This window comes from Lacimicrobium alkaliphilum, from assembly GCF_001466725.1.
In the GTDB taxonomy this organism is placed as follows: domain Bacteria; phylum Pseudomonadota; class Gammaproteobacteria; order Enterobacterales; family Alteromonadaceae; genus Lacimicrobium; species Lacimicrobium alkaliphilum_B.
In genome coordinates, this window is the sequence record NZ_CP013650.1 from 3719891 (window position 1) to 3743671 (window position 23781).

General features: G+C 51.8%; 14 protein-coding genes. 7 read left to right on the plus strand and 7 right to left on the minus strand.

From position 1 onward, the window contains the following. Window positions 1-348 precede the first annotated feature (348 nt). A complete protein-coding gene (locus AT746_RS16775) occupies window positions 349-1977 on the plus strand; it encodes a sodium:solute symporter (protein WP_062482729.1) in 1629 nt (542 codons plus the stop codon). 364 nt (window positions 1978-2341) lie between these two features. Here the strand turns inward: AT746_RS16775 and AT746_RS16780 are convergent, their stop codons facing one another. Further along, complete coding sequence (locus AT746_RS16780; protein ID WP_062484342.1) at window positions 2342-3322, minus strand: family 43 glycosylhydrolase; 981 nt, start codon at window positions 3320-3322, stop codon at window positions 2342-2344. A 143-nt stretch (window positions 3323-3465) separates the two neighbouring features. Between AT746_RS16780 and AT746_RS16785 the strand changes: the two genes are divergently transcribed. Continuing rightward, a complete protein-coding gene (locus AT746_RS16785) occupies window positions 3466-4482 on the plus strand; it encodes an arabinan endo-1,5-alpha-L-arabinosidase (protein ID WP_062482732.1) in 1017 nt (338 codons plus the stop codon). Here the strand turns inward: AT746_RS16785 and AT746_RS16790 are convergent. The 5 genes from AT746_RS16790 to AT746_RS16810 form a co-directional block, all read right to left on the minus strand. Beyond that, on the minus strand, window positions 4474-5193 hold the full coding sequence (locus AT746_RS16790; protein ID WP_062482734.1) for a transposase: 720 nt from the start codon (window positions 5191-5193) through the stop codon (window positions 4474-4476). The genes AT746_RS16785 and AT746_RS16790 overlap by 9 nt on opposite strands. Window positions 5194-5299: 106 nt before the next feature. Then, window positions 5300-7681, minus strand: a complete 2382-nt coding sequence (locus AT746_RS16795) for a beta-L-arabinofuranosidase domain-containing protein (protein ID WP_062482737.1) — start codon at window positions 7679-7681, stop codon at window positions 5300-5302. Between the two features lie 3 nt (window positions 7682-7684). After that, complete coding sequence (locus AT746_RS16800; RefSeq protein WP_062482740.1) at window positions 7685-8629, minus strand: family 43 glycosylhydrolase; 945 nt, start codon at window positions 8627-8629, stop codon at window positions 7685-7687. Between the two features lie 2 nt (window positions 8630-8631). Beyond that, on the minus strand, window positions 8632-10029 hold the full coding sequence (locus tag AT746_RS16805) for an MFS transporter (protein ID WP_062482743.1): 1398 nt from the start codon (window positions 10027-10029) through the stop codon (window positions 8632-8634). A 442-nt stretch (window positions 10030-10471) separates the two neighbouring features. Next, window positions 10472-13303, minus strand: coding sequence for a TonB-dependent receptor (locus tag AT746_RS16810; protein ID WP_062482747.1), 2832 nt, complete (start codon window positions 13301-13303; stop codon window positions 10472-10474). Between the two features lie 419 nt (window positions 13304-13722). Between AT746_RS16810 and AT746_RS16815 the strand changes: the two genes are divergently transcribed. The 4 genes from AT746_RS16815 to AT746_RS16830 all read left to right on the plus strand — a co-directional run bounded on the left by AT746_RS16815 (window position 13723) and on the right by AT746_RS16830 (window position 20981). Then, a complete protein-coding gene (locus tag AT746_RS16815) occupies window positions 13723-14676 on the plus strand; it encodes a glycoside hydrolase family 43 protein (RefSeq protein ID WP_062482749.1) in 954 nt (317 codons plus the stop codon). Window positions 14677-14916: 240 nt separating this feature from the next. Then, complete coding sequence (locus AT746_RS16820; protein ID WP_062482752.1) at window positions 14917-15561, plus strand: PEP-CTERM sorting domain-containing protein; 645 nt, start codon at window positions 14917-14919, stop codon at window positions 15559-15561. A 73-nt stretch (window positions 15562-15634) separates the two neighbouring features. Next, window positions 15635-19210: a LamG-like jellyroll fold domain-containing protein gene (locus tag AT746_RS16825; protein ID WP_062482755.1), complete on the plus strand. Its 3576-nt coding sequence runs from the start codon at window positions 15635-15637 to the stop codon at window positions 19208-19210. A 235-nt stretch (window positions 19211-19445) separates the two neighbouring features. Further along, on the plus strand, window positions 19446-20981 hold the full coding sequence (locus tag AT746_RS16830; RefSeq protein ID WP_062482758.1) for an alpha-N-arabinofuranosidase: 1536 nt from the start codon (window positions 19446-19448) through the stop codon (window positions 20979-20981). Between the two features lie 328 nt (window positions 20982-21309). Here AT746_RS16830 and AT746_RS16835 read toward each other — a convergent pair whose 3' ends face one another. Continuing rightward, window positions 21310-22443, minus strand: coding sequence for a serine hydrolase domain-containing protein (locus tag AT746_RS16835; protein ID WP_082633318.1), 1134 nt, complete (start codon window positions 22441-22443; stop codon window positions 21310-21312). Between the two features lie 226 nt (window positions 22444-22669). Between AT746_RS16835 and AT746_RS16845 the strand changes: the two genes are divergently transcribed. Further along, window positions 22670-23698: an AraC family transcriptional regulator gene (locus AT746_RS16845; protein ID WP_062482768.1), complete on the plus strand. Its 1029-nt coding sequence runs from the start codon at window positions 22670-22672 to the stop codon at window positions 23696-23698. The last annotated feature ends 83 nt before the right edge of the window (window positions 23699-23781 follow it).

A 23781-nucleotide genomic window follows, 5' to 3' on the forward strand; every position in this document is an offset into this window, starting at 1 on the left:
TTTGTAAGTCGCTTATTCAGGCCCGCTAAACTTCACTCCTTCTGCCTTGCTGGATGAAAAAATGACCTCCAGCAGAGGCGAATATGAAAGGTAAACAGGCCCTTAGGTATCTTATTATACTAACATAACTTTTTAATATGTCTTTAGCCCTGTTTTATGCTAAATCACCCGGTTATGTGAACACTCAAAACGCCTTTTGATGGCATAACGGGCCTGACCCTATACATCACTTTTTTAACTCTGCTTTAACATTAGCCTTTTCTATTTCACATTTATATTATAATATTTTATTTGTTGATTATCATGCATTGAGCCGTCACTGGCTCAGGCTATGGAACAGGATATCTTATGGTTGAATTAAGTACCCTCGACTGGCTGGTGCTGGCCGGCTTCTTTGTATTGCTGCTGGCGGTGGTGTATTTCTCCATCCGTCAGAAAGAAGAAGATACAGCCGATTACTTTCTGGCCGGGCGAAATGCCGGCTGGCTGGTCATTGGCGCGTCCATTTTCGCTTCCAATATCGGCTCTGAGCATCTGGTGGGCCTCTCGGGCGCTGGTGCCCAGTCAGGTATGGCCATGGCACACTGGGAGCTGCAATCCTGGATCATTCTGCTGCTCGGCTGGGTCTTTGTGCCTTTTTACTGGAGCAGCAAAGTCTACACCATGCCGGAATTTCTGGAGCGGCGCTATAATCCGGCATCCCGTACCTTCTTATCGGTGATTTCATTAGTCAGCTATGTGCTGACCAAGGTGGCTGTCACCGTTTATGCCGGTGGTATCGCCTTTAAAACCATTCTCGGCATCGAAAGCATCTGGGGCATAGATTTCTTCTGGATTTCCGCCCTGGGGCTGGTGATAGTGACCGGTATCTACACCGTACTGGGTGGCATGAAAGCCATTATGTGGACCTCCGTATTGCAGACACCTGTGCTGATCATCGGCTCAGTGGTGATCCTGGTCGTGGGATTAGATAAAGTTGGCGGCTGGGCCGAAGTCGAACGACTGAATGACGCTAACATGCACCTTATTCGCTCTGCCTCCGATGCAGAATTTCCCTGGCCTGGGATTATTTTTGGCTCATTTATTATTGGTTTCTGGTATTGGTGTACCGATCAATACATCGTACAAAGGGTGCTGTCGGCGAAAAACATTAAAGCCGCACGCCGCGGTACCATGTTCGCAGGCTACCTCAAACTGTTGCCGGTATTTATCTTTCTGGTACCCGGAATGATCGCCTATGCCCTTCAGGCTAAGGGGATCATCAGCTACGACAGTGCCGATCAGGCCTTCCCCACACTGGTCTCTGAATTATTGCCTGCAGGCGTCAAAGGGCTGGTGATTGGTGGTCTGGTGGCGGCGCTGATGAGTTCACTGGCCTCCCTGTTTAACTCTTCGGCGACCCTGTTTACCATCGATTTCTACAAGAAGTTCAAACCCGAGTCCAGTGAGAAACATCTGCTTAAAGTCGGGCGCATGGCTACCATCGTCATCGTATTGCTGGGTATCCTGTGGATCCCGGTGATGAGCCTGATAGCCGATGTACTTTACGAATATCTGCAAAGCGTACAGTCACTTATCGCCCCAGGTATTGCCGCCGTGTTCCTGCTCGGACTGATCAGCAAGCGCATCACCCCCAGTGCCGGCTTTATCGGCCTGGTGTCAGGCTTTGTGCTGGGCATGGTCAGACTGGTGCTGTTGCCATTTAAGGAGGATCTGCAAGGCAGCGCCTTCGCCTGGATCACCAATATGAACTGGCTGTATTACTGCATTCTGTTGTTTGTGGTGGTCACCGCCATCATGATACTGGTGAGTATGGTGACCCAGAGAGCCAGTGATGAAAAACTCAAAGGGCTGACCTTCTCCAGTCTGGGCAAGGAGAATATGCAGGCAATGATTAAAGATCTGGATAAGTGGGACTATATCCATACCGTCGGTATTCTGGGGATTACCGCGTTGATCTATATCCGCTTCTGGTAGAAGGTTCTGGCAATATCAAAGAGCTCCGGACAGGGATAGTCCGGAATAAAGGCACGAACGAAAAGACTTTCTTACCGCGGAGTCGCCAGGGATGCAGAGGAAAGAAGGGGGTCAACATCTCCACATCCTCTGCGTCTATGCGTTGAAATGACCCTCTGTTCGTATCCTTAGTGTTTTTCGTGGTCAATAATCATCAACCACGAAAAACACTAAAAGCACGAACAAGGCAGGGTCCTGTAGCCCGTGATGCAGCGTAGCGGAATCCGGGGCCCCTCCTTACCCGTATGCCGCTTCGCTTTATACGGGCTACGATACCTTCAAATCTCTGTGCTCTCCGTGGCTCTGTGGTAAATCTCTGTTCCCCTCAGTCGCCCCGTTCCTGTTCAAACACCGGAAAACCGTTGGCGTCCCAGTGCAGCACTCTGGCCCTGGCATGACGATTAGGATCCGTCAGCGGTGACCCTTTAAGCTCAAGGTAATCTCTGCTGTGATAGATCATCAGATCTGTCCTGCCATCTTCAGCCAGCACAAAACTATTGTGTCCGGGGCCATAGCGGTCCAGCCGTTCATTAGTGCTGAATACCGGCTGCGGTGATTTGTTCCAGCTCGTCGGATCGAGTAAATCCGCATCCTCGTCAGCCCAGAGCAACCCCATCGTGTAGCGGTGGTCGGTGGCACTGGCAGAGTAGGTCATAAACACCCGGCCATGGCGGATAATGACAGCGGCGCCCTCATTCACCTTATAACCACGGGTTTCCCAGTCCAGCGTCGGCTCGGCAATGGCGACAACAGGCTCCTTGATACTGGTAGGGCTGTCCATTTCAGCAATCCACAAAGCGGAGTTGTAGCTGGCGGCCTTGTCCTGCTGAGCCCAGACCATATAGGCCTTACCCCGATGCTCGAAACGGGTAGCATCAAGGGCAAAACTATCCAGATGGCTTGTTACCTGCCCTTCTTCCTGCCAGTTGTCGGTAGCAGGGTCAGCATCAGGGTTCGACAGCGCGTACATACGAATAGAGAAGGGCTTTTCCACATCGCCGGCGGCAAAATACACATACCAGACATCGTCGATACGATGCAGCTCCGGCGCCCAGATATTTGCACTCATAGGACCAGCGTCCTTCTTTTTCCAGATAACGGTAGGCTCAGCCAGTTTAAGATCATTGATGCGGCAACTGCTGCGGATCTCAATCTGATCGAATCCCGGCGAAGAGCCAATAAACTGATAACAGCCGCTGGCCGGATCGCGGTATATCCAGGGGTCGGCTCTTTGCAGTACGATAGGGTTGTCGATATTAAGGGGCTGATTCTCAACCGCCATACCCGATGACGTAACAGCGATCATCAGACTGGCGAGCAGCCCTCCTGAACGGGTAATACAACGCATAATAAACTCCTGATGCTAGGTTTTGGCTTATTGTTAATATTGTATTATATATGTTAATATCGAACTGACAACAATCACCCTTATCAGCCCGGAGAAACCTGATGTTCAAACACGCACTGTATCTGACAATGGCTCTGTTTTTGGGGCTCAGTGCCCACGCTCAGAGCAAGCCGCTGGAAGTTCATGATCCTGTATTGACCAAAGAAGGAGATACTTACTATGTATTCAGTACCGGGCCGGGTATTACCTTTTATTCCTCAAAGGATATGAAAAACTGGACACTGGCAGGAAGAGTATTTGAACATGAGCCGAGCTGGGCCAGACGGGTGGCGCCCGGCTTTAACGGCCATCTGTGGGCACCGGATATTTATCAGAAGAATGGTAAATTTTATCTGTATTACTCCGTATCGGCCTTTGGTAAAAACACCTCAGCCATGGGCGTTGCAGTCAACACAACTCTGAACCCGGAGTCTGAGGACTACAGATGGGTAGATCAGGGCATTGTTCTGCAATCTGTACCTAATCGTGATCACTGGAATGCCATCGACCCGGCCATTATCGAAGACGAAAATGGCACCGCCTGGATGAGTTTTGGCTCCTTCTGGGAAGGATTGAAGCTGGTAAAAATGGATGACGATCTGGTTCGTCTGTCTGAGCCACAGGAATGGTACAGTATTGCCAAGCGCCCCGGTAACCCGCAGACGGCAGACGCAGACCCTGGTGAAGGCGCCATCGAAGCCCCCTATATTTTTAAGAAAAATGACTACTACTACCTGTTTGTTTCCTTCGACAAATGCTGCCGCGGTATGGACAGCGACTATAAGATCATGGTCGGGCGCAGTAAATCCGTTACCGGTCCCTACTTAGACAAAGAGGGCAAAGACATGCGCGAAGGGGGCGGCAGTCTGGTGCTGGAAGGAAATAAAGACTGGGTGGCCCTGGGCCATAACGCCGCTTACAGCATCGACGGCCAGGATTATCTGGTGTTTCATGCCTATGAAAGCGCAGATAATGGCGTGCAAAAGCTGAAAATCCTGCCCATTGAGTGGCAAAACGACTGGCCAGTGGTTGACCCACAGGATCTTAACCGCTACCACGCAAAAGTGGGGTCAGAGTAAACTTTTTCCGGGCTCTGCACCTGATGCGGATTTAGCCGGCCTTCCCATCCTGGCCGGCAGCATGCGTCTGCCGGTTTTCGTTTCCATTTGTTGTTTAAATGCGTTGCTGCCAATTGCCGTACCTCTGTTGATCGCCTCTCTGATTTGTTTCAGCAAAATGGGACCTATCTGATTAGAAAATAAGGTACGGTAGCATGCCAATCGTTGTCCTTTTGATGAACCTAGTGCCAGATAGACTTGATGTGGTGTACAAAGTGTCGATTGTTTTCCTAGAGCATTAATCTGATAGCTGGACCATGGATATTCTGCGGGAGTATCTACTATCATTGCCCGCACCGGGTTGAGCTCAATATAGCGATACAGATTTAACAGGTAGATTTCGGTTTGTACCAGACATGATTTATACCGGCCTTCCCAAAGTGTTCCTGTACGCTGGTGACGATGATTAAAGTAGCGTACATATTTGCGCCCAAGGCACTGCATCATCTTGGCAACCGCCAACTCATCTGCCGGAGTACAAAGCAGATGCACATGATTAGTCATTAACACCCAGGCGTGAATTTGCACATCGTGTTCCTGAGAATAATCCTTTAACCAACCGATGTAGGCCCGATAATCCTGCTGATCGGCAAAACACTGCTGGCGATTATTGCCTCGCTGGATAACATGCTCTGGAACACCTGCGGGACATACTCTTGGTAGCCTGGCCATAACTTTCACTCCCTTGAAACTCACTCCTCCAGATTATAGTAGGTAAAAGAAGCTTTGAGAGTCGCAGGCAGAAGCCTTGCTGAACACTCAGGCAAGGCTGAAAAGTTTACTCTGACCCCACTTTTTCGGTAAGCAGGCGGATGCCGTAGATGCCACCGGCGATGGAGTCTTTGGCGGCGACAAAGCGCAGGCTGTGGCCATGTTGGTCGGCGCGCTTAAGGATTTCCTCGCTCAGCACATAGTCCTGTTCGTAGAATCCGTCCTGCTGGGGCGCAGACAGCTCCACCTCAGCCAGCAACAGGCCATTCATCATGATCCTGAACCTTCTGCCGCTATCTCCGGCAAAGTAGCGCAGGCGTAAGATCCGGCCCTGGTGCTCATGATCTCTGAGTTTATATCCAAACCAGCCGCTGGCATCCCGCCAGTGCTGGCCCTGATTAACGCCTGCGCCGGTCTGCTCGCCGGCAAAGTCATGCTCTGCCTCCGGTTGTTGCTCACCGGGGTTGATCTGATCCACAGTGCGCGCCTGTAACTGCTGTTGCTGACGGGCGATATCCTGCGCCTGCTGACGTTGCTGGCGGTAGTCCTTTTCGCTGAATTGCGGCCAGTACAGCTGATAGCGGCTGTCATGCAAACGGAAAAAGGGGATCAGTTGTACCTGCTCTGAGGCGATCCCCTCCCCCTTTGCCAGGCTCTGGCTGGCGGAAAAAGCCAGTTTGGTGCCGGGCAGGCGCGCTATGCTGGTCAGAAAGCCTTGTGCATCACCCAGTATCATGGGTACCGCCTCTGGCGGACACACCGGCCCATCGGCAATATGACCCATACGGCTGTTATCGGCAATAAACTCGAGCTTTTCGTTCTCAAAGGGGCTCATCTTGCTCGCTAACACTACCGGCCCGTAGAGCACCGAGTAGTAATCACTGCCATCGGGAAGTTGTTCAAGCCTTGGCGCGGTAGCCAGACTAAAGCGGATCGTATCCCCCGCCTGCCAGCGGCGTGTAATGCTGAGATACCCCTGGCGCTGTTGCTCTGCCGCAACCGGCTCGCCGTTGATCTTAAGCTGCAAAGCGGCGTCTTTAGCCCAATGGGGCCGACGAATACTGATACGAAGGGCCTTATCCGTGCCCGACTGAATATTCAGTTGCACGTCTTCTTCATCGGGAAAACGGGTTTCAAGGGCCAGTTGCAGCCCCTGTTGCTGCCAGTTCAGCCGTGAAGGGATAAACAGGTTGACCAACAGTTCATTGTCATCATGTGCGTAGATCAACTCGGCGTATTTACTGTGATTTTCAATCCCCGAGCCCACGCAACACCACATGGAATCATGCACACTGGAATACTTGCGGTAATGACCCGGGCGCATCGGCGTGAAATACACCAGCCCGCCATGCTGCGGATGCTGAGAGGAGAGAATATGGTTGTACATGGCCCGTTCATAATAATCCAGGTAGCGACTGTAACCACTGTCCAGAAACAGCAATTTGCTCAGCTTCTGCATATTGTAGGTATTGCAGGTCTCCGGTCCTTCCACATCGCTGATCATGTCACTGAAATCATCACTGGCATGGAAGTGTTCGCGCACACTGTTACCGCCGATACTGACTGAGCGCTCGCCCGTCACCACATTCCAGAAGTATTCCGCCGCCTGATACCAGCTTTTCTCACCACTTTGCCGGCCAACCTTAAGAAAACCGATGATCTTGGGGATCTGGGTGTTGGCATGCAGGCCATCAAGACGATCCTGATTGTCCAGCAGCGGTTCGAGGATCTGTTGATGAGAAAACTGCCTGGCCAGTTGCAGATAACCCTGCTGTGGGAACAGCCTGTGCATATCCGCCAGCACGTCATTCATGCCGCCATGTTCGGTGATCAGCAGTTGCTGGATCTGCGCATCGGTTAACCCGGACACCAGTTCCTGCAGCCACTGGCCCAGCTCATTGAGCATCAGCCCGGCCAGTTCGATGTCGGCAATCACATAGGCGTCATGCAGGCCCGCAAAGACCTTATGCAGATTGTAAAACGGCACCCAGCGCTGGTTAAGACTAAAGAGATCAGCGTCAATGTTACCGGCACGGATCTGCTGCCACATCGCCCCGCCATCGGGAATGCCGCCCAGATAACCCTTGCCCTGTTTAAGCTGAGCCTGGCGCATCACGCCCAGCATCTGCTCTAAGCGTTGCTTTAAGCGTTTATCGCCACTGGCGGCATAGCCTAAGCTCAGGGCACTGAGGTAGTGGCCACCGATATGGCCGTCGAGGCCGCTGCTTTCCCAGTTTCCGTAGGCAGGTGAATCGGTCTCAATACCCGCCTCATTTAAATAGGGAGCGAGTAATCGCTCAGGCTTCAGCTCCAGCAGATAGTCAATGTTTTTGAGCTGAGCATGCAAAAATGGCCCGCCTTCGAGCTGCACCTGTGACAAAGCAAAGGGCTCAACAGCCTGTACTTTGTATCCCACAAGCAAACAAAGCAGAACCAGGGCGCGCCACATGCTTCAGGCCTGTCCGGGCTTACCGAACACCGGCAACCCGTCCTTGTCCCAGTTGAGGATCTTGGTAAAGGTATGGCGGTTCGGGTCCCACAGGGGGTCACCCTCAATTTCGGTATAATTACGGGCATGATACACCAGCACATCTTCACCCTCTTCACTCTGGGTAAAGCTGTTATGACCGGGGCCGAACATCTTCATTTCGGCATTGGTCTGAAACACAGGCTTTGGCAGCTTGGTCCAGCTGGCAGGGTCCATCAGATCCGCATTTTCGTCGGCATAGAGCAGCCCCACACAATAATTTTCATCGGTGGCGCTGGCTGAGTAACTGATAAACACTCTGCCATGGCCTTTAATCACCGCCGGGCCTTCATTCACCCAGAATCCCCGGGTTTCCCAGTCCAGTTCAGGTTTGGTCAGCATCACGGGTTCGTCTTTTAAGGTCAGCGGGTCGCTCATCCTGGCAATATAGAGATTGGAGTTACCACGGATGCCGGGCCCTTTCTGCGCCCACAGATAATATAGCTCGCCCTGATGTTCAAAGGTGGTGGCATCCAGACAAAATGAATCGATGCCGGTATCGATCTGCCCTTCAAAGGTCCAGTCTGCGGTGACCGGATTATCGGCATCGCAACGTATGGCGTACATACGGTGCTGAAACAGTTCGTCTTTTATTTCACGGCTCGGGGCGGCAGCAAAGTAAACATACCAGGCACCCTGATTGAAGTGGATCTCCGGCGCCCAGATCAGATCTGAGTAAGAGCCCTGGTCAGGCTTGAGCCAGACCATGCGGGTGTCGGCCTGAGCCAGCCCGGCCAGGGTTTTTGCCCGGCGCAATTCAATACCATCATACTCAGGTACTGAAGCGGTGAAATAATAATAGCCATCGCTGTGTTTATAAATAAAAGGGTCAGCACGCTGTGGAATCAGCGGAATATGGGTATTAAGCATGATTAAACTCCTGTCACCATTTTCACGGTTTCTGTGTCGTCTGGCGCGGGGGGCACAGTGCGGCTCACTTCCAGCTCAGACAACAAACGTTGGTATTCCAGATCGGTAATGCGGTAACGCTTCATCAGTGCCCCCACCAGGTAATGAAACAGACCGGGGATAATGGTCAGCATCAGCGCGATACCCATCAGCGACTTATCGCTTTGCACCTGATCCGGCACGTAATCGAAGAAGGCCAGCAACAGGCCGACCATGCCACCGGCCAGACCCATTCCCGCTTTCTGGCAAAATGAAATGCCACCAAATGACAAGCCTGCTACCCGCTTGCCGGTTTTGCTCTGGCCATAATCCACCGCCTCGGCGATAGCGGACCAGAAGATAGGCGCATGCAGATCCACCACAAATGACACCAGAAAGAACATTACAAAAGCCAGCCACAGATCGCCCGGGTCAACCAGCACAAACATCAACACACTGAGCACACCTACCGCCATCTGACTGAAACGGAACAGTTTGACCTTGCAGTACTTTTTGGTGATCCAGGTCGAAGCCACCATCGCCAGTATGGCGGCGCCCACACCGGTGGAGAGAAACATGGATTGCACGGTACCGTCTCCGCCGAGGTAATACTTGGCGTAATACAGCGCCACCGAGCCGCGCACCACATAGCCGATGGTGCCCAGCACGCATACCCCACACAGCACCAGCCACTGGTCGTTTTTCAGCAACAGACTGAATTGTTCTTTAAGGGGCTTTTTATCCACCTGATGCTCAAGACGTTCAGTGGTGGCAAAGAAGCAAAATAAAAACAGCGCCACCGCCATCACCGACATCAGGCCCATAGCCACCTGATAGCCCAGTGCCTTGTCGCCCTGCCAGTAATCGGCGCTGGCGAGCATAGGTACAATAATGGTGACCAGAAAGGCTGCCACTTTGGCGAAGAACAGGCGGTAGCCGTTAGCCGACAATCGCTCTTTGGGGTCATCGGTGAGCACACCAATAAGGGAAATATAGGGAATGGTGACCGCCGTAAACATCAGCGTCACAAAAATATAGGTAGAATAGGCCCAGGCCAGCTTAAGATTATAATCGGCATCCGGCGTACTGAAAGTCAGAAACACCGACAGCCCGAAGGGCACGGAAAGAAACAGAAAATACGGCCGGTAGCGGCCCCAGCGACTTTTGTATTTGTCGGTGATCAGCCCCATCAACGGATCGGTCACCGCATCCATTACCCGCACCAGAAGAAACATCAGCGCCATATCGGTAGGTTTGAGACCAAAGATGTCAGTGTAGAAAAAGGTGATGATCAGCATCATCGACGAGATCACCACATTTACGGCCATATCGCCGGCACCAAAGCCGACTTTTTCAAAGGTCGATAATTTATAGCTTGTCATACACGGGATTCCACTCAGACAGTTGTGCGGGTTAACAAAAAGTTAAGATAGTGCAGCCACTATACCTCAGGTTGCCACCCAGCGAATGCATCAGGCTATGACGCCGCCAGGGGATTTGTTAATAAACCAACCGCATCAGGTTAATGACTATAGATATTATTATCATACTATTAAAATAACAACCGTTTTATCCCGGTTTCTGCAGATGATATCAGCACGGCGTAATCAGACTGCACGGGCTCCGGCTATAACAGCGACAAACGACTCCGGTTTCACTCCAGTTCAAATCTGAAGAGTCAATCGGCTCTGGCAGACTGATAACAATTTGCATAGCTATATGGCTAAAAGTAAAAAGCCCCGCACAGGTTTTTAAAACCAGAATGCAGGGCTTGCTCAGATACAACAGGTGCAACTGTCTGCACCTTTAATCAACTTACAACATTCAGAAGGAGTACCGCACTCCCAGGCCAAAGCTGCGGCTGATCAACCAGTTGCCAAAGGTATGCAACTCACTGTTGCCATAGCGACTCTGGTACATTTCTCCGGTGAGGTTAGTGGCATCAAATGACACCGTCAGCTGCTCGGAAACATTGTAGTTTAACTGGAAGTCCAGCGACTGCTGTTCGTCACGATAGACTCCTAACGGGTTGGCGAAAGACGCCGCCTCGTTGTTGTTAAGGAAATCTGAGCGCCATACATAGGCCAGACGGGCATCAAACTCTTCACGGTCATAGACCAGTGTCAGGTTATAAGAACGGTCAGAAACACCAAACACATCTGTGGTGTCAGTACCGATAATCTCGCCGCGGTTATCCAGTTCAGGAATGGTCTGCTCCGAATCCAGGTAGGTATAGGCCGCCTGAATACCCAGGCCATCCAGGGCTCCTGGCAGATTTTCAGGGAAATAGTTGATACCAAACTCAATCCCTCTGAGTTCACCATCGGAAGCATTATCAGGTTGAGACAGGATAAAGGTATCCGTGTTGTAACCTTCGATATCACGGGTAATCTGATTGCGGAAAGGAATCACCAGTCCTTCAATATCACGCTGGAACACCGTCAGATAAGTGGCACTGGATTCACCGAAGTACCATTCCAGAGACAAATCCAGATTGGCTGAGGTGGTTGGCATCAGATCCACATTACCACCATTCGCCGTGCCATAACCGATACCGGTAATATCATCGTTATACATAATGGTCGGATTCAAATCGCCAAAATTGGGCATACGCAGCGTCTCACCGTAGGCAAAACGCAACAGCCAGTCATCATTCAGATGATAACGCAGCGCCAATGCCGGTAAGAACTCATTGGTAGTGGTAGAGCCCTGTGTTCTGGTCTGATCAACCTGGTCCACAAACTCGGTATCGGTTTTTACCCGCACATAGCGCGCACCGACCTGACCATCAAGGACCTTACCAGCAATCTCGGTTTCAAAATCTGCGGTAAAATACACCGCTGTGTTCAGTTCTTCGACATTGAACTCTTCAAGTAGCGGATCCGTTGAATCCAGACCATACAGGCCAAGGAATTGTTCACGATTCCGCATCAGGTAAGGGCCGCTCGCCACTGCCCAGCTGCGTGTCACATCCGCTTCGCCATCAAGGAAATCCTCATTGATATGAGCGATCCCGTCACCCACATAGGTAGAAAACTGACAATTGGCCGGATCACCTGTGGTGTTCACCGCATCACAACCGGCGGCGTTTTGCTCTCGCATATATTCGGTGGAGTCACGATCGTCATAGCGCACGCCAAAATTCAGCTTCTGGAAAAATCCGGACTCGGTCAGATACTCACCGTCAGCAGTGAAAGTAACGGCAGATCCTTCATTGCGCTCACCGCTGTCGTACATCTCCGCCATCGAAGTCTGAGTCAGATCGGTGAGATCACTTTCATCCACATCCGGTGTCGCAGGATTGTCAGCAAAGACGATGCTGGGATTGTTACTGAAATCTGCCGTCACCTGATGGCGCACCGCATTAGAACGCATGGCGATAAAAGAAGATTCAAACTCACTTTTCTGATATACCAGTTCTGATTTCAGGCTCAGGGCATCGCTCAGTTCCCAGTCACCACCCAAGGCATACATGTAAGAATCTGTCTTACCGGTTGAGTAGTCACCGCTGCCGAAGGTGAAAGGATTTCGCACCGTACGGTTTTTAATTACATTGGTACCTTCATACAGCTCAAAAGTATCGGCAATGTTGCCTAATTCACCCAGAGAGCCCCACCAGTCCACAAAGGCAAAATTGAGCGAGTTAAAACCTTCATTACGAAAACCGTTATACATGGCTTCGAAGGTATATTCAGAACGGCTGTTGGGCGAGTACTGTAAGGCAAGATTAGCCGCCGGGCGCTCACGTTTGCCGGTAAAATCAGACATAAACATGGCGTCACGTGACAGATAGTATTCTGTAGCCTCACCGTTGATATCAATAGTAGAGCCGGCCGCGGTGGGCAGACCACGATCCAGCCCCGGTGTCCAGATAGGACTTTCTGCAACACGGCCATCATCATTGAAAATCCGTTCCAGAGGCACCCAGCCAGCCGGCGGGTTCTCGGTCATAAACACAACCTGGGCCCCTGGTGTGACCGATTGGCTGCGATACTGGGTTTCAGCATAAGACACATTCAGCAAGGCACCGAATTCTGCTCCGCCATCCAGCTGCCAGCGATTGCTGGCCAGAGCACTGATAACAGGATTAGTCTTTTCGGCTTCTTCCAGATAGATTCCCTTGGCAGAAACAGAGAAACGCTCACCGTCAAAATCAAAGGGGCGGAAGGTATGTACATCAATCTGACCCGCAATGCCGTTTTCAAACTGGCTTGCTGATCGGTTCTTGATCACATCGATTTGCGAAACCAGCGTCGACGGGATATCGGCTAATGCCAGTGCCCTGCCTGAGGCAGTAAAGATAGTACGGCCATTTACCGTGGTGCTGACATCCGTCAGACCCCTGATAGTGACCACATTGGTCTCGCCATCGGCACGATCGGTGACCTGTACCCCGGCTACCCGCTGCAATGACTCAACTACATTGTTATCCGGCAGCTTACCGATATCTTCTGCAACAATTGAATCGATCACCTCTTTACTAAAGCGTTTAACATTGAGCGCTTTGCTGAGACTGGCTCTTATACCTGATACTTCTATCACCTCAATAGGCTGAGCCGATGAAGCATCGTCGGAAGTATTGGTTTCCTGTGCACTCAGGGTGCCAGTAGCGAGTGCCAGTACTACGGCACTGGCTATGTGTGTGGGTTTAAACATGTGCTACATTCTCCGGTTTATATTTTCAGTATCCCTGACTTTGCCGAGCCAGGCCATTGGACGTGCTTGCTTTTTTCACATCTGTGCAGGTGTCGGTGCGCAACAAGATGTAAAAACAATGTTATCTAATCATCATATTATTGTATTATAATTATTCTCGCAAGTAGAAAAAGTGAAAACATTTTTTGCTGCGATTCTTCTTCGATCTTCTAAGCTGATAAGAGAATGGTCAGCTGGCAGCCCTGCGACAGGCTAGTAATAAGGATAAAGCGGACATTTCAAGCCGATGCAGAAAGATTAGCTTAACAGCGTCTTTACAACCGAATGGACTTCCGGCATGATTTTATATAATACAATATTATTTAAATGCTGTGTTTGAATAGACCTGTTCAGCATCCGATAGCCAAAAAGGTGAAACCATGAAAAAGTCCTTGCTGGTGGCACTCACTGCCACCTTATCGTTCAGCCAGCCAGCTCTGGCCAAGAACCCCCTGTTCGAGCACGTATTTACTGCGGACCCGGCAGCACTGGTCCACGACGATACTGTCTACCTTTATACGGGCCACGATGAAGCACCCAATAATGATGTGTTTTTCGAAATGCACGACTGGCTGGTGTTCTCTTCCAAAGATATGAAGAACTGGACAGAGCATGGGCCGATCATGAAAGCGACCGATTTTAAGTGGGCCAAGGGCGAGGCCTGGGCATCCCATATGGTAGAAAAAGACGGTAAGTTCTACTTCTATACTACGGTCAGGCATGATGACACCAAGCCCGGGTTTGCCGTTGGGGTAGCGGTATCAGACTCGCCCACAGGCCCCTTTAAAGATGCCATCGGTGAGGCCCTGATTACCAATGATATGACCTCTCAGACCGACAATGACTGGGATGATATCGATCCGGCTATCTATATTGAAGAGAATGGCGATGCCTACATTTTCTTTGGCAATCTGGTACCCAAATACGCCAAACTCAAAGACAATATGATTGAGCTGGATGGCCCCATTAAGGTGATAGACATTCCTGACTTCACCGAAGCCCTGTGGGTTCATAAGAAGGGCAAGTATTACTACCTTTCCTACGCCTGCGAATTCCCCGAGAAGATCTGCTATGCCATGAGCGAGAGTATTCATGGCCCCTGGGAGTACCAGGGAATTCTGAACGAAATTGCCGGAAACTCGGAAACCAATCACCAGTCGATTATCGAGTTTAAAGGAAAGTCTTACTTTATCTATCACACTGGTGCCATACCGGCCCGTAAAGGCGAGCCCAGCGGCGGTCGTTTTCGCCGCTCGGTAGCAATAGACCGGCTTTATTACAACGAAGACGGTACCCTCAAGCGGGTGATTATGACCACTGAAGGTGTCCAGTAAAACACCAGTATCTGAATCAGATACTGACGCTGTGTTCAGATAATCCCGGGCCGACGCCCTGTCGGCCCACTTCAACCTCTCCTGTCCTTCCCTCTGCTTAAAAGTCTGCTGTCAGTTATCTCAAAACCATTAACAAGGTATTTACACCTTTAAATCTTCTGCTATTCTACTATTGTATTACAATATTATATCAATTGGTTAACATTGCCCTTTGGGCACCTCACCGCACAGGAGAACAACATGAAACATCCGAACGGACTGGCACCTCGTGCCCGTCGCCCACTCACTGCAATACTGCTGATGTCGGCATTTGGCTATAGTCAGTTTGCCAGCGCCGGCCTGATGAATACCGATTTCAGCGATGGTTTCAGCGGCTGGCAGGCAGAAGTCACCAGCTATAACCTGGATACCGCCACAGACACCACCTTAAGTGGCGATATTTTTGCTGATTTCAGCGAGAACTTTAGCCTCAGCGGTGACGAGGTCAGTCTGAGTACCACCGCATCGGGTAATCAGGAGTTCTGGAACATTGTCATGTTTCAGGATTTTGTCGTAGACACTGTGGATGCCGGTCAGTCCCTGACGCTGTCACTGGATATCAGCAGCCAGCTTACTGATGAGCTGTTTGATTTTTCCTTCGCGCAGCTACGCAATCTGCAAACCAATGACGTCCTCGACCTCTCATCTGGTGGCAGCTTCGATATCAGCACCTGGGCGGGTGTAAATGCCAGCCTCGAATTCGGTGTTCAGGACGGTGACTTTAATCTCGGTGACTCCCTGAGTTTCAGTGGCCTGTCCATTATGCAAAGCAGCACCATTCCGGAACCCGCAACCCTGTTGTTGTTTGGCCTGGGTGCATTGGCGCTGACACGCAAGCGTAACTAAACACCCTAATCATCTTAAATCAGGAGCGCTAGTTAAGCGGTATAGGGCCCCTTTGCAGACAGGAGGATGAACCATGCACGGTTCGATCTGTAAATTAACTCAGAAATATAGCTTACCCGGGCTTGCCCGGATGCTGGCCATAGCCAGCCTTGGATTTTGTGGCAACGCCTTTGCCGGCTGGCAAACCGTTGAATCCGCTACTGTAGAGCAGGAAAACCGCGTCTATGTCCGCGGTCAGGGCTACTATACCGACAACAGCATCCACAGTGGTGATGAGCCCCTTGAGGGCGAGGCCTATCGGGTGGTCATTACCCAGTCCACCCATACAGTTACGAATGCTTCAGGTACCAATGAGCAGGGACACCCCTACTTTGAGGTGGCCGATCTCAGTGAAATCATCAGAGTCTGGTTTGCCAATGGTCGCGGCAGCTTTGGTTACAGCGCCGAGCTGCAACAAGAGACTTCCGGCAGTATGCCAGAGCTCAGCGAACCCCCGGTTTACAATAACGCCACCGTCCATGACCCTTCTGTGGTTCAGGATGAAAACGGCACCTTTTATGTGTTCGGCTCGCATCTGGCTGTGGCCAGGAGCGAAGACCTGATGAGCTGGGAGCTGATCGCCACCGATGTCACCGATGACAACCCGCTGTTTGATACCTATGCCACTGAAGCGGCCGAGGGCATCGCCTGGAGTGGCGGCACTATTGGTTCATGGGCCGCCGATGTGATTCGCCTGGCCGATGGCAAATACTATTTTTACTACAATCACTGCGCCTCACCGGACACCGGATTATGCGATGCCTCCCGTTCCTATCTGGGAGTGGCGGTATCTGATGATGTCGAAGGACCCTATCAGGACCGGGGTCTGATTCTGCGCTCCGGTCATGTGGGTGACGAAAACCCCGGTATCGACGGTAATCCTTACAATGGCAATATTCACCCCAATGCCATCGACCCCGACGTGTTCTTCGATAAGGAAGGGCGCCTGTGGATGGTGTATGGCTCATACTCCGGTGGTATCTGGATTATGGAGATGGATCCGCAATCGGGCTTCCCCCTCGAAGGTCAGGGCTATGGCACCAAGCTGATGGGTGGATACTATAGCGCCATCGAAGGCCCCTATATGCTCTACAGCCCGGAGTCTGACTACTATTATCTGTTCACCTCCTTTGGTGGCTACGAGCAGAATGACGGCTACAACATGCGTATTGCCCGCTCCCGTAATCCCGACGGCCCCTTTGTGGACGCTCAGGGTCTGGATATGATTGGCGCCTCCGGCGGCTGGGGCAGTATTGAACCCTATGGCGTCAAGCTGATGGGTGGCCACTTGTTTAAAGCCCGGCCTGGCGATCCCGGCACCGATCATGGTTATATGGCGCCCGGGCATAACTCTGCCTACTATGACGAACAAAGCGGCCGCCATTTTGTGATCTTCCACACCCGCTTCCCTGAGGGCGGCGAAGGTCATCAGATCCGTGTTCACGAGCTCTTTGTAAACGCCGATGGCTGGCTGGTCGCCTCGCCGCATCGCTATGCGCCCATAGAAGGTGAGAATGTCGTCAGCGAAAACGATGCCCTGGGTGTGTACCAGTTTATTAACCATGAAAAAGACATAAACCGCGAAGCCAAAGTGTCTTCTTATCTGGCCCTGGAAGCAGAAGGTCAGATTGGTGGCGATTTCAGTGGCAGCTATGTGCTGGGCCATGACAACGAGCTTGTCCTGAATATTGATGGCCTCGGCAGCTTCGATGGTGTGCTGCTGTGGCAATGGAACGACAACATTCAGCAACTGGTGCCCAGTTTCAGTGCCATAGACACAGACGGGCAGTCAGTCTGGGGCAGTCGTCTGCCACCCGCTGATACACAAGAAACTTTAAGCAATATCGGCAGCAGCCTGACACTGCCCGAGGCCAGTATCAGCGACCTGGAACTGCCGACACTCGGCAGCCGCGGAGCCAGCATTACCTGGCAATCTGACAATACTGATGTGATCAGCACAGATGGTCGCGTCACCCGCCCCAATACCGGCGAGCCCGATGCTACCGTGACCTTGAGTGCAACGGTTGAGCTGGATGGCCAGTTGCTGACAAAGGAGTTCACCGTTACCGTTGAAGCCAGAAAGCCCTTTAACCGTATCGCCCGCTATAGCTTCGAGCAGGATCTGAGCGATAATGCAGGTTATCAGGCCGATGGCAGTGTTACCGGTACCACACCGGACACCACCGACGGGCAGATTGACTACGCATCCGGCCAGTTTGGCGATGCGCTGTGGCTGAACGGCAGCAGCGGTGTGCGCTTACCCGACGGACTGATCGACAACAACGCCTATACCGTGTCACTGTGGCTGAATCCCACTCAGCTTACCCAGTTCACACCGGCCTTTTTCGGTGCCGCTACACCGGAAAACTGGTTGTCACTGGTGCCCTGGAGCTGGGACGGCAATACCATGCTGTGGAGCGGCAGCCAGGTCTGGTACGACGCAACAACAGGTGAGCAAATCCCTGCCGACAGCTGGAGCCATGTAGCCTTCGCAGTAGACAACGGCAATATCCGTGTCTACATCGATGGTGAGCAGAAGTTCAGTGGCAATAACTTTGCCGACCTGTTCAGTGGCCAGTCTGCAGTGTTCACATTAGGTGTTAATTACTGGGATATTCCCTTTAATGGCTTGATTGACGAGCTGAGTCTGTATGAAGGTGCGCTCAGTGCAGAAGAAATCCGCGCCCTGGATATAGACCGCCTACCCACAGACCAATTGCTGCAATCGGCGGTAAGTTTACTGGATCTGGGCGAGCTGGACTCTGTTCGCCAGGATCTGAGTCTGCCGCAAACCGGTGCTTATGCCTCGGTGATTGAGTGGCAGTCTTCCAATCCGGCTGTACTCAGTGCCAGCGGCGAAGTAAACCGCCCTGCCTCTCATGAGCAGGATGCCATCGTTACCCTCACTGCCACGCTGACTCTGGATGGTTTCCAGGCCAGCCGTGAGTTTCAGGTAACAGTGCGTTCACTGGCACCACCGGCACCGGTGGCAGAGTTTAACTTTGATGTTAATGATCTGAGTGAAGCGGGCGGTAACTTTGCTCCCGGTCAGAGCACCGGCCCGAGGCTGGATCAAGCCGGTGGCAACCTCAGTTTTACACCTGGCGTAACCGGCTCTGCATTACAACTGGATGGCAACTCAGGCGTGAAGCTGCCGGATAACCTTATTATCGGCAGCCAGTATAGCTTTGCCCTGTGGCTGAACCCCAGTCAGCTGACGCAATTTACCCCGGCCTTGTTCGCTGCCGCCTCACCGGACAGCTGGGTCAGCCTGGTGCCCAATGGGGTGCCGGCCGTTAATGGCGATACCATGTTGTGGTCAGGTACCAACTGGTACGACGCGGGAATGGGTACACAGATCCCTGTGGGCAGTTGGTCGCATATTGCCGTGGTGGCGAATAACGGCGCCCTGCAGATATTCCTCAACGGCCAACAGGTATTCAGCGGCAACGGCTTCCCCGATGTATTTGCCTCACCTGGCAATGAGTTCGGTCTGGGTGTCAACTTCTGGGATACCCCCTACCAGGGACTGCTGGATGAAGTACGCTTCTACGCAGAAGCCATCACCGCCGATGAAGTGCAGCAGCTTTATCTGAGCAGCCAGCCTTAGACCGGCGGTTGTGTTAAACAGATTGCCGGCCTCATGGCCGGCATTTTTTTAAGGAAACCGGTGGTGGCGTTGTGATTTTTGGTAAGTCGCTACCCATCCTGTAGCACTTACAGGCACTATCACTGGTTTACTGAACCTAGTTATCAGATTGTTGGCCAGGGTTTACAGATGTCACGGGCGCCAAGCCTTGTGGCTGAAAATGGCCTGACAAAGTAATTCGACACAGGAGAGCACTATGCAACGTTTCAGGTTTCCCCTTTTGATCATTGGCATGCTCGGTGCCACGGCGATCAATGCTGCGCCCCATGAAGTGCAGATAGACATCCATGCCGGCCAGACTGGCGCAGTGATCAACAAAGATATCTATGGTCAGTTTGCCGAACATCTGGGCCGCGGTATTTATGAAGGTGTATGGGTAGGAAAAGATTCTGAGATTGCCAATACCAATGGCTTTCGCAACGACGTTCTGAATGCCCTGCGTGATATTCAGGTACCTCTGGTACGCTGGCCCGGCGGCTGTTTTGCCGATGAGTATCACTGGCGTGATGGCATCGGCCCGCGCGACGAGCGGCCCGTTAAAGTGAATACCCACTGGGGCGGCGTGGAAGAAACTAATGCCTTCGGTACCCATGAGTTCTTCGAGTTTGTTGAGTTACTCGGTGCTGATGCTTATGTGAACGGCAATTTGGGCAGTGGCAGCGTGCGCGAGATGGCAGAGTGGATGGAGTACATGACCTCCGATAAAAACTCCACCCTGGCCAATGAGCGGCGTGAAAACGGTCGTGACGAACCTTTCGACATCGCTTATTTCGGCATCGGTAACGAATCCTGGGGGTGTGGCGGCCATATGCGCCCGCAGTACTATGTGGACTTGTACCGCCAATATGCCACCTTCCTTAAAACCCCGCCCGGCAAACGCCCTAAACTGGTGGGCAGCGGTGGTCACACCGATGACACCGAATGGACCGATGTACTCAGCGCCAATATTGACCGGGATATGGACGGCATCAGCTACCATTTCTACACCCTGCCCACCAGCGACTGGCAGAAAAAAGGCGCGGCTCTGGGCTTTGATGAAAGCATGTGGCTGGCCACCATGGAGCGCACCTACAGGATGGATGAGTACATCCGCGCCAATGTCGCAGTATTGGATGAAAACGACCCTGACGGCGAGCTGGGCCTGTATGTGGATGAATGGGGTACCTGGTACGACGCCGAACCTGGCCGCGAGCCCGGCTTTTTGTACCAGCAGAACAGCCTGCGTGATGCGGTCGTCACTGCGGTCAACTTTAATATCTTCCACGAGCATGCAAAGCGGGTGCATATGACCAATATTGCCCAGATGGTCAACGTGCTGCAGGCCATGATCCTCACCGACAAAGAGAAGATGGTACTCACGCCCACTTACCATGTGTACGGCATGTATAAGGTGTTTCAGGATGCCACGGCGATTGAATTTGAGATCCAGACCGACAACTACGGCGAGGGCGACAAATCGGTACCCGCAGTGACCGCCTCGGTGGCCAAAGGTAAGGATGGCAAACTGTATCTGGCGCTGGTCAATCTGGACCCCAAAGAATCCGCTTCCATTGAGCTGAACCTCAGCGGAGCCAGCGCCACTCAGGCTGTGGGCCAGATCCTCACAGCTGAAAAAATGGACGCCCACAACAGCTTTACACAGCCTGAGGTGGTCAAACCCAAAGCCTTTAGCGCCAAACTCAGTAACCTGAGTTTACCGGCTAAGTCTGTAGTAGTAGCAGAGCTTAAATAGCGCCGGGCTGTAATAAGAGTCTGATAAAAAGGGAGCTGCGGCTCCTTTTTTTGGTAAGCAAAATCTCTCGGAACAACTTTTAGGGCCGTGATTCAGTCAACTGAAAGCCGGGATTGCCTCAAAAATAGAACAGCTGACCGCGGAGGGCCACCGGATGGTTGCACAAACCACCGGTACAGCAGAGACACTAGACGGCGTTACCTGTAACAATACTTACTTCCAGGTCATCCGAATCGAACAAGGCAAAATCAAAGAGGTAAAGGAATACTTTGATACCGCAATGGTCGACTCGGTGTTTGGGATAACATAATTATCCCAAACCAATTGTTCAGAGCGTGCCGTTAATCAGAACCTCTTCCAGCTTTTTATGTAGTCTCTCTCCGGCATTGCCGTTGGTGAAAAACACCATGCCGATGTCGCCTTGCCCGTAAACGCTAAATCCGGACTGAAAGTCACCATTGTTGCCACCGTGAAAAAATCGCGCACCGTATGCTGATGCACCCAGCCCGACTCCCAGTCCCCAGGCTACAAGGTGGTTTTCTGTATAGTCGTAGCTATCCGGCGGCACCTGCGACTGCGGTGTCAGCATACTCAACAAAGAGTGCGGCGACAGGTAGTGACCAGAAAACAAACCGGCCAGAAAGCTGGCGTAAGCACGTGCATTAGTATGCAATCTGCCGGCAACACCGATTTTATCCGGCGTATCATCCGGATACGACATCGGCCATTCTGTTCCTGTTGGCTTGCCGTCTTTATGACCAGACACCTTGTGCACAGCAAGACTCGGCTCCCATGTCCAGTAAAATGGTAAAGCCTGCATAGGCTGAGTATGCTCAAGCAGCTTTTCTTCAAAGCTGACCTCTGAGGTTTGGGTTAATCTCATCATTACCCTTGCCAGATAGTGATAGGCCTCCCCCGAATAGGAAAACTCTCCCGGCGGCTTCTTCTGATACATGGTTCCACGCTGCAGATTCAATGCCTCTGGAGCCGGGTCAAACCAGCGCCAGTTAGGAAAGCCCGTGGTATGTGACAATACCATTCTGGCGGTTACACTGTGGTATCGGGTATCCCGTGCTTCGAGTTCCGCAAAGGGAAGATATTGATACAGCGGCTTATCCAGATCAATCAGCCCCTGTTCGGCGAACCGCAGCACCGAATAAGCAAACACGGGTTTGCTCAACGATGCCGCTTCGAATATGGATTGATCATTGACCGGCTCGCCGGTTTCAGTATTGCTAACACCAGTGGCATAACTAAAAATCACCTGCCGGTCACTGATAAGAGCAAAAGAAATGGCGGGCACATCCTCTGCACTCACCTGCTCATTCAGGATACGGGTGAGTACCGGTAAACTTATGCTTTTACCATTCAGTGAATGGATGGTTATTGGTTCAGCAAAGACGCCGGAAGATGTGAGTAGCAGCGACACAATCAGTAAAACTCTGGCCATTATTCTTGTCATTTTAATAAGCTTGAACCTGATTGGTCGCAGAAAAAGCAGAAAAGGTTTACAGCTTCAGAAATTTGCTGCTAAAAAGACTCTTTTTGCTGTCGGCCTGGCTGGTTATTAATCCCTTCGGCAACAGTGAAGGGATAAAAAGTTCGGTGTTTAGTCAGGCGTCAATACTGGTTATGACAAGCGTTGACGAGATGGCACTGAACAAACGGCTTCGACAAAGAGCACATAGATGACTGTACATCCGGTAAATTTCCTGCAGATTGGATTGCTGACACTGACCTTATTTGGCCTGGTGCTCATCTGGCGGCAGCGTGAATACCGGATGCTACAGGTACTGCTCGGGCTGGTAACGGTATCCATGTTGTTTAACCTGTTCGAAGAAGTCGGTAACTTTCGTCAATATTATCTGGTCACACCGATTTTCCTGCTTGGTGTGGGGCCTGCCATTTACCTGACCATTCGCCAGTTAACCGGTACCGGCCCTACACTGGCGTCGGCCGGGCACTTTCTGCCCATGTTGATGGCCCTGCCATTTACCCAGTATACGCAGTGGGTGATTGCCGCCGGGACTTTGTCCAGAGTGCTATATGCGCTACTGTCGGTGCGCCTGATTTTACGCTTTCATCAGCAATTGCAGGCCCGGCGATCAGACGCAGAAGATCTGTCGCTCAACTGGCTGGCCTGGCTGATTGGTGCCTTTACCCTGCTCGGCCTGCTGGATTTACTGCGCCTTAATCTGCAGCCTTATATCAGCATGCAAACCAACTTACTCGGGCAAACTGCGGGAACCACCATAACCCTGCTGTTGTTCGCAATTCTGATTTACCAGGCGGTGCAATACATTAGTCAGGTGCAGTTTCTGCACAGCGAGCCGCCAGTTGAACTCGCCCCTGAATCCGCCTCATCCGCTGACACCGAAGCGTACCAGGTTATTTTTCAATCCCTTGGCGAGCAGTTAGCCTCCCAGCACTGGTACCGCCAGCCGCGCCTGAGCCTGTCACAACTCAGCCAGCTCAGTGGCCTGCAGACCCGGGATATCTCGCGGGCAGTGAATATCTGCACCGGGCTTAACTTTAATGATTACATTAACGGCCTGCGCATAGAGGAAGTCAGGCAGGCCATCGCCGCAAATCCGCAACAGAACCTGCTGACCCTGGCCCTGCAAGCGGGCTTCAATGCCAAGTCCAGCTTTAACACGGCGTTTAAAAAACATCTGGGTATAACCCCAAGCCAGTATAAAACCTCACTCAAATCCTGATCCTGAACGGTCAGAATCAGGATCCTGCACGCATTACCCCACCGCTCCTGACAAACTTATCCGGAACAACTAACCAGGGATAT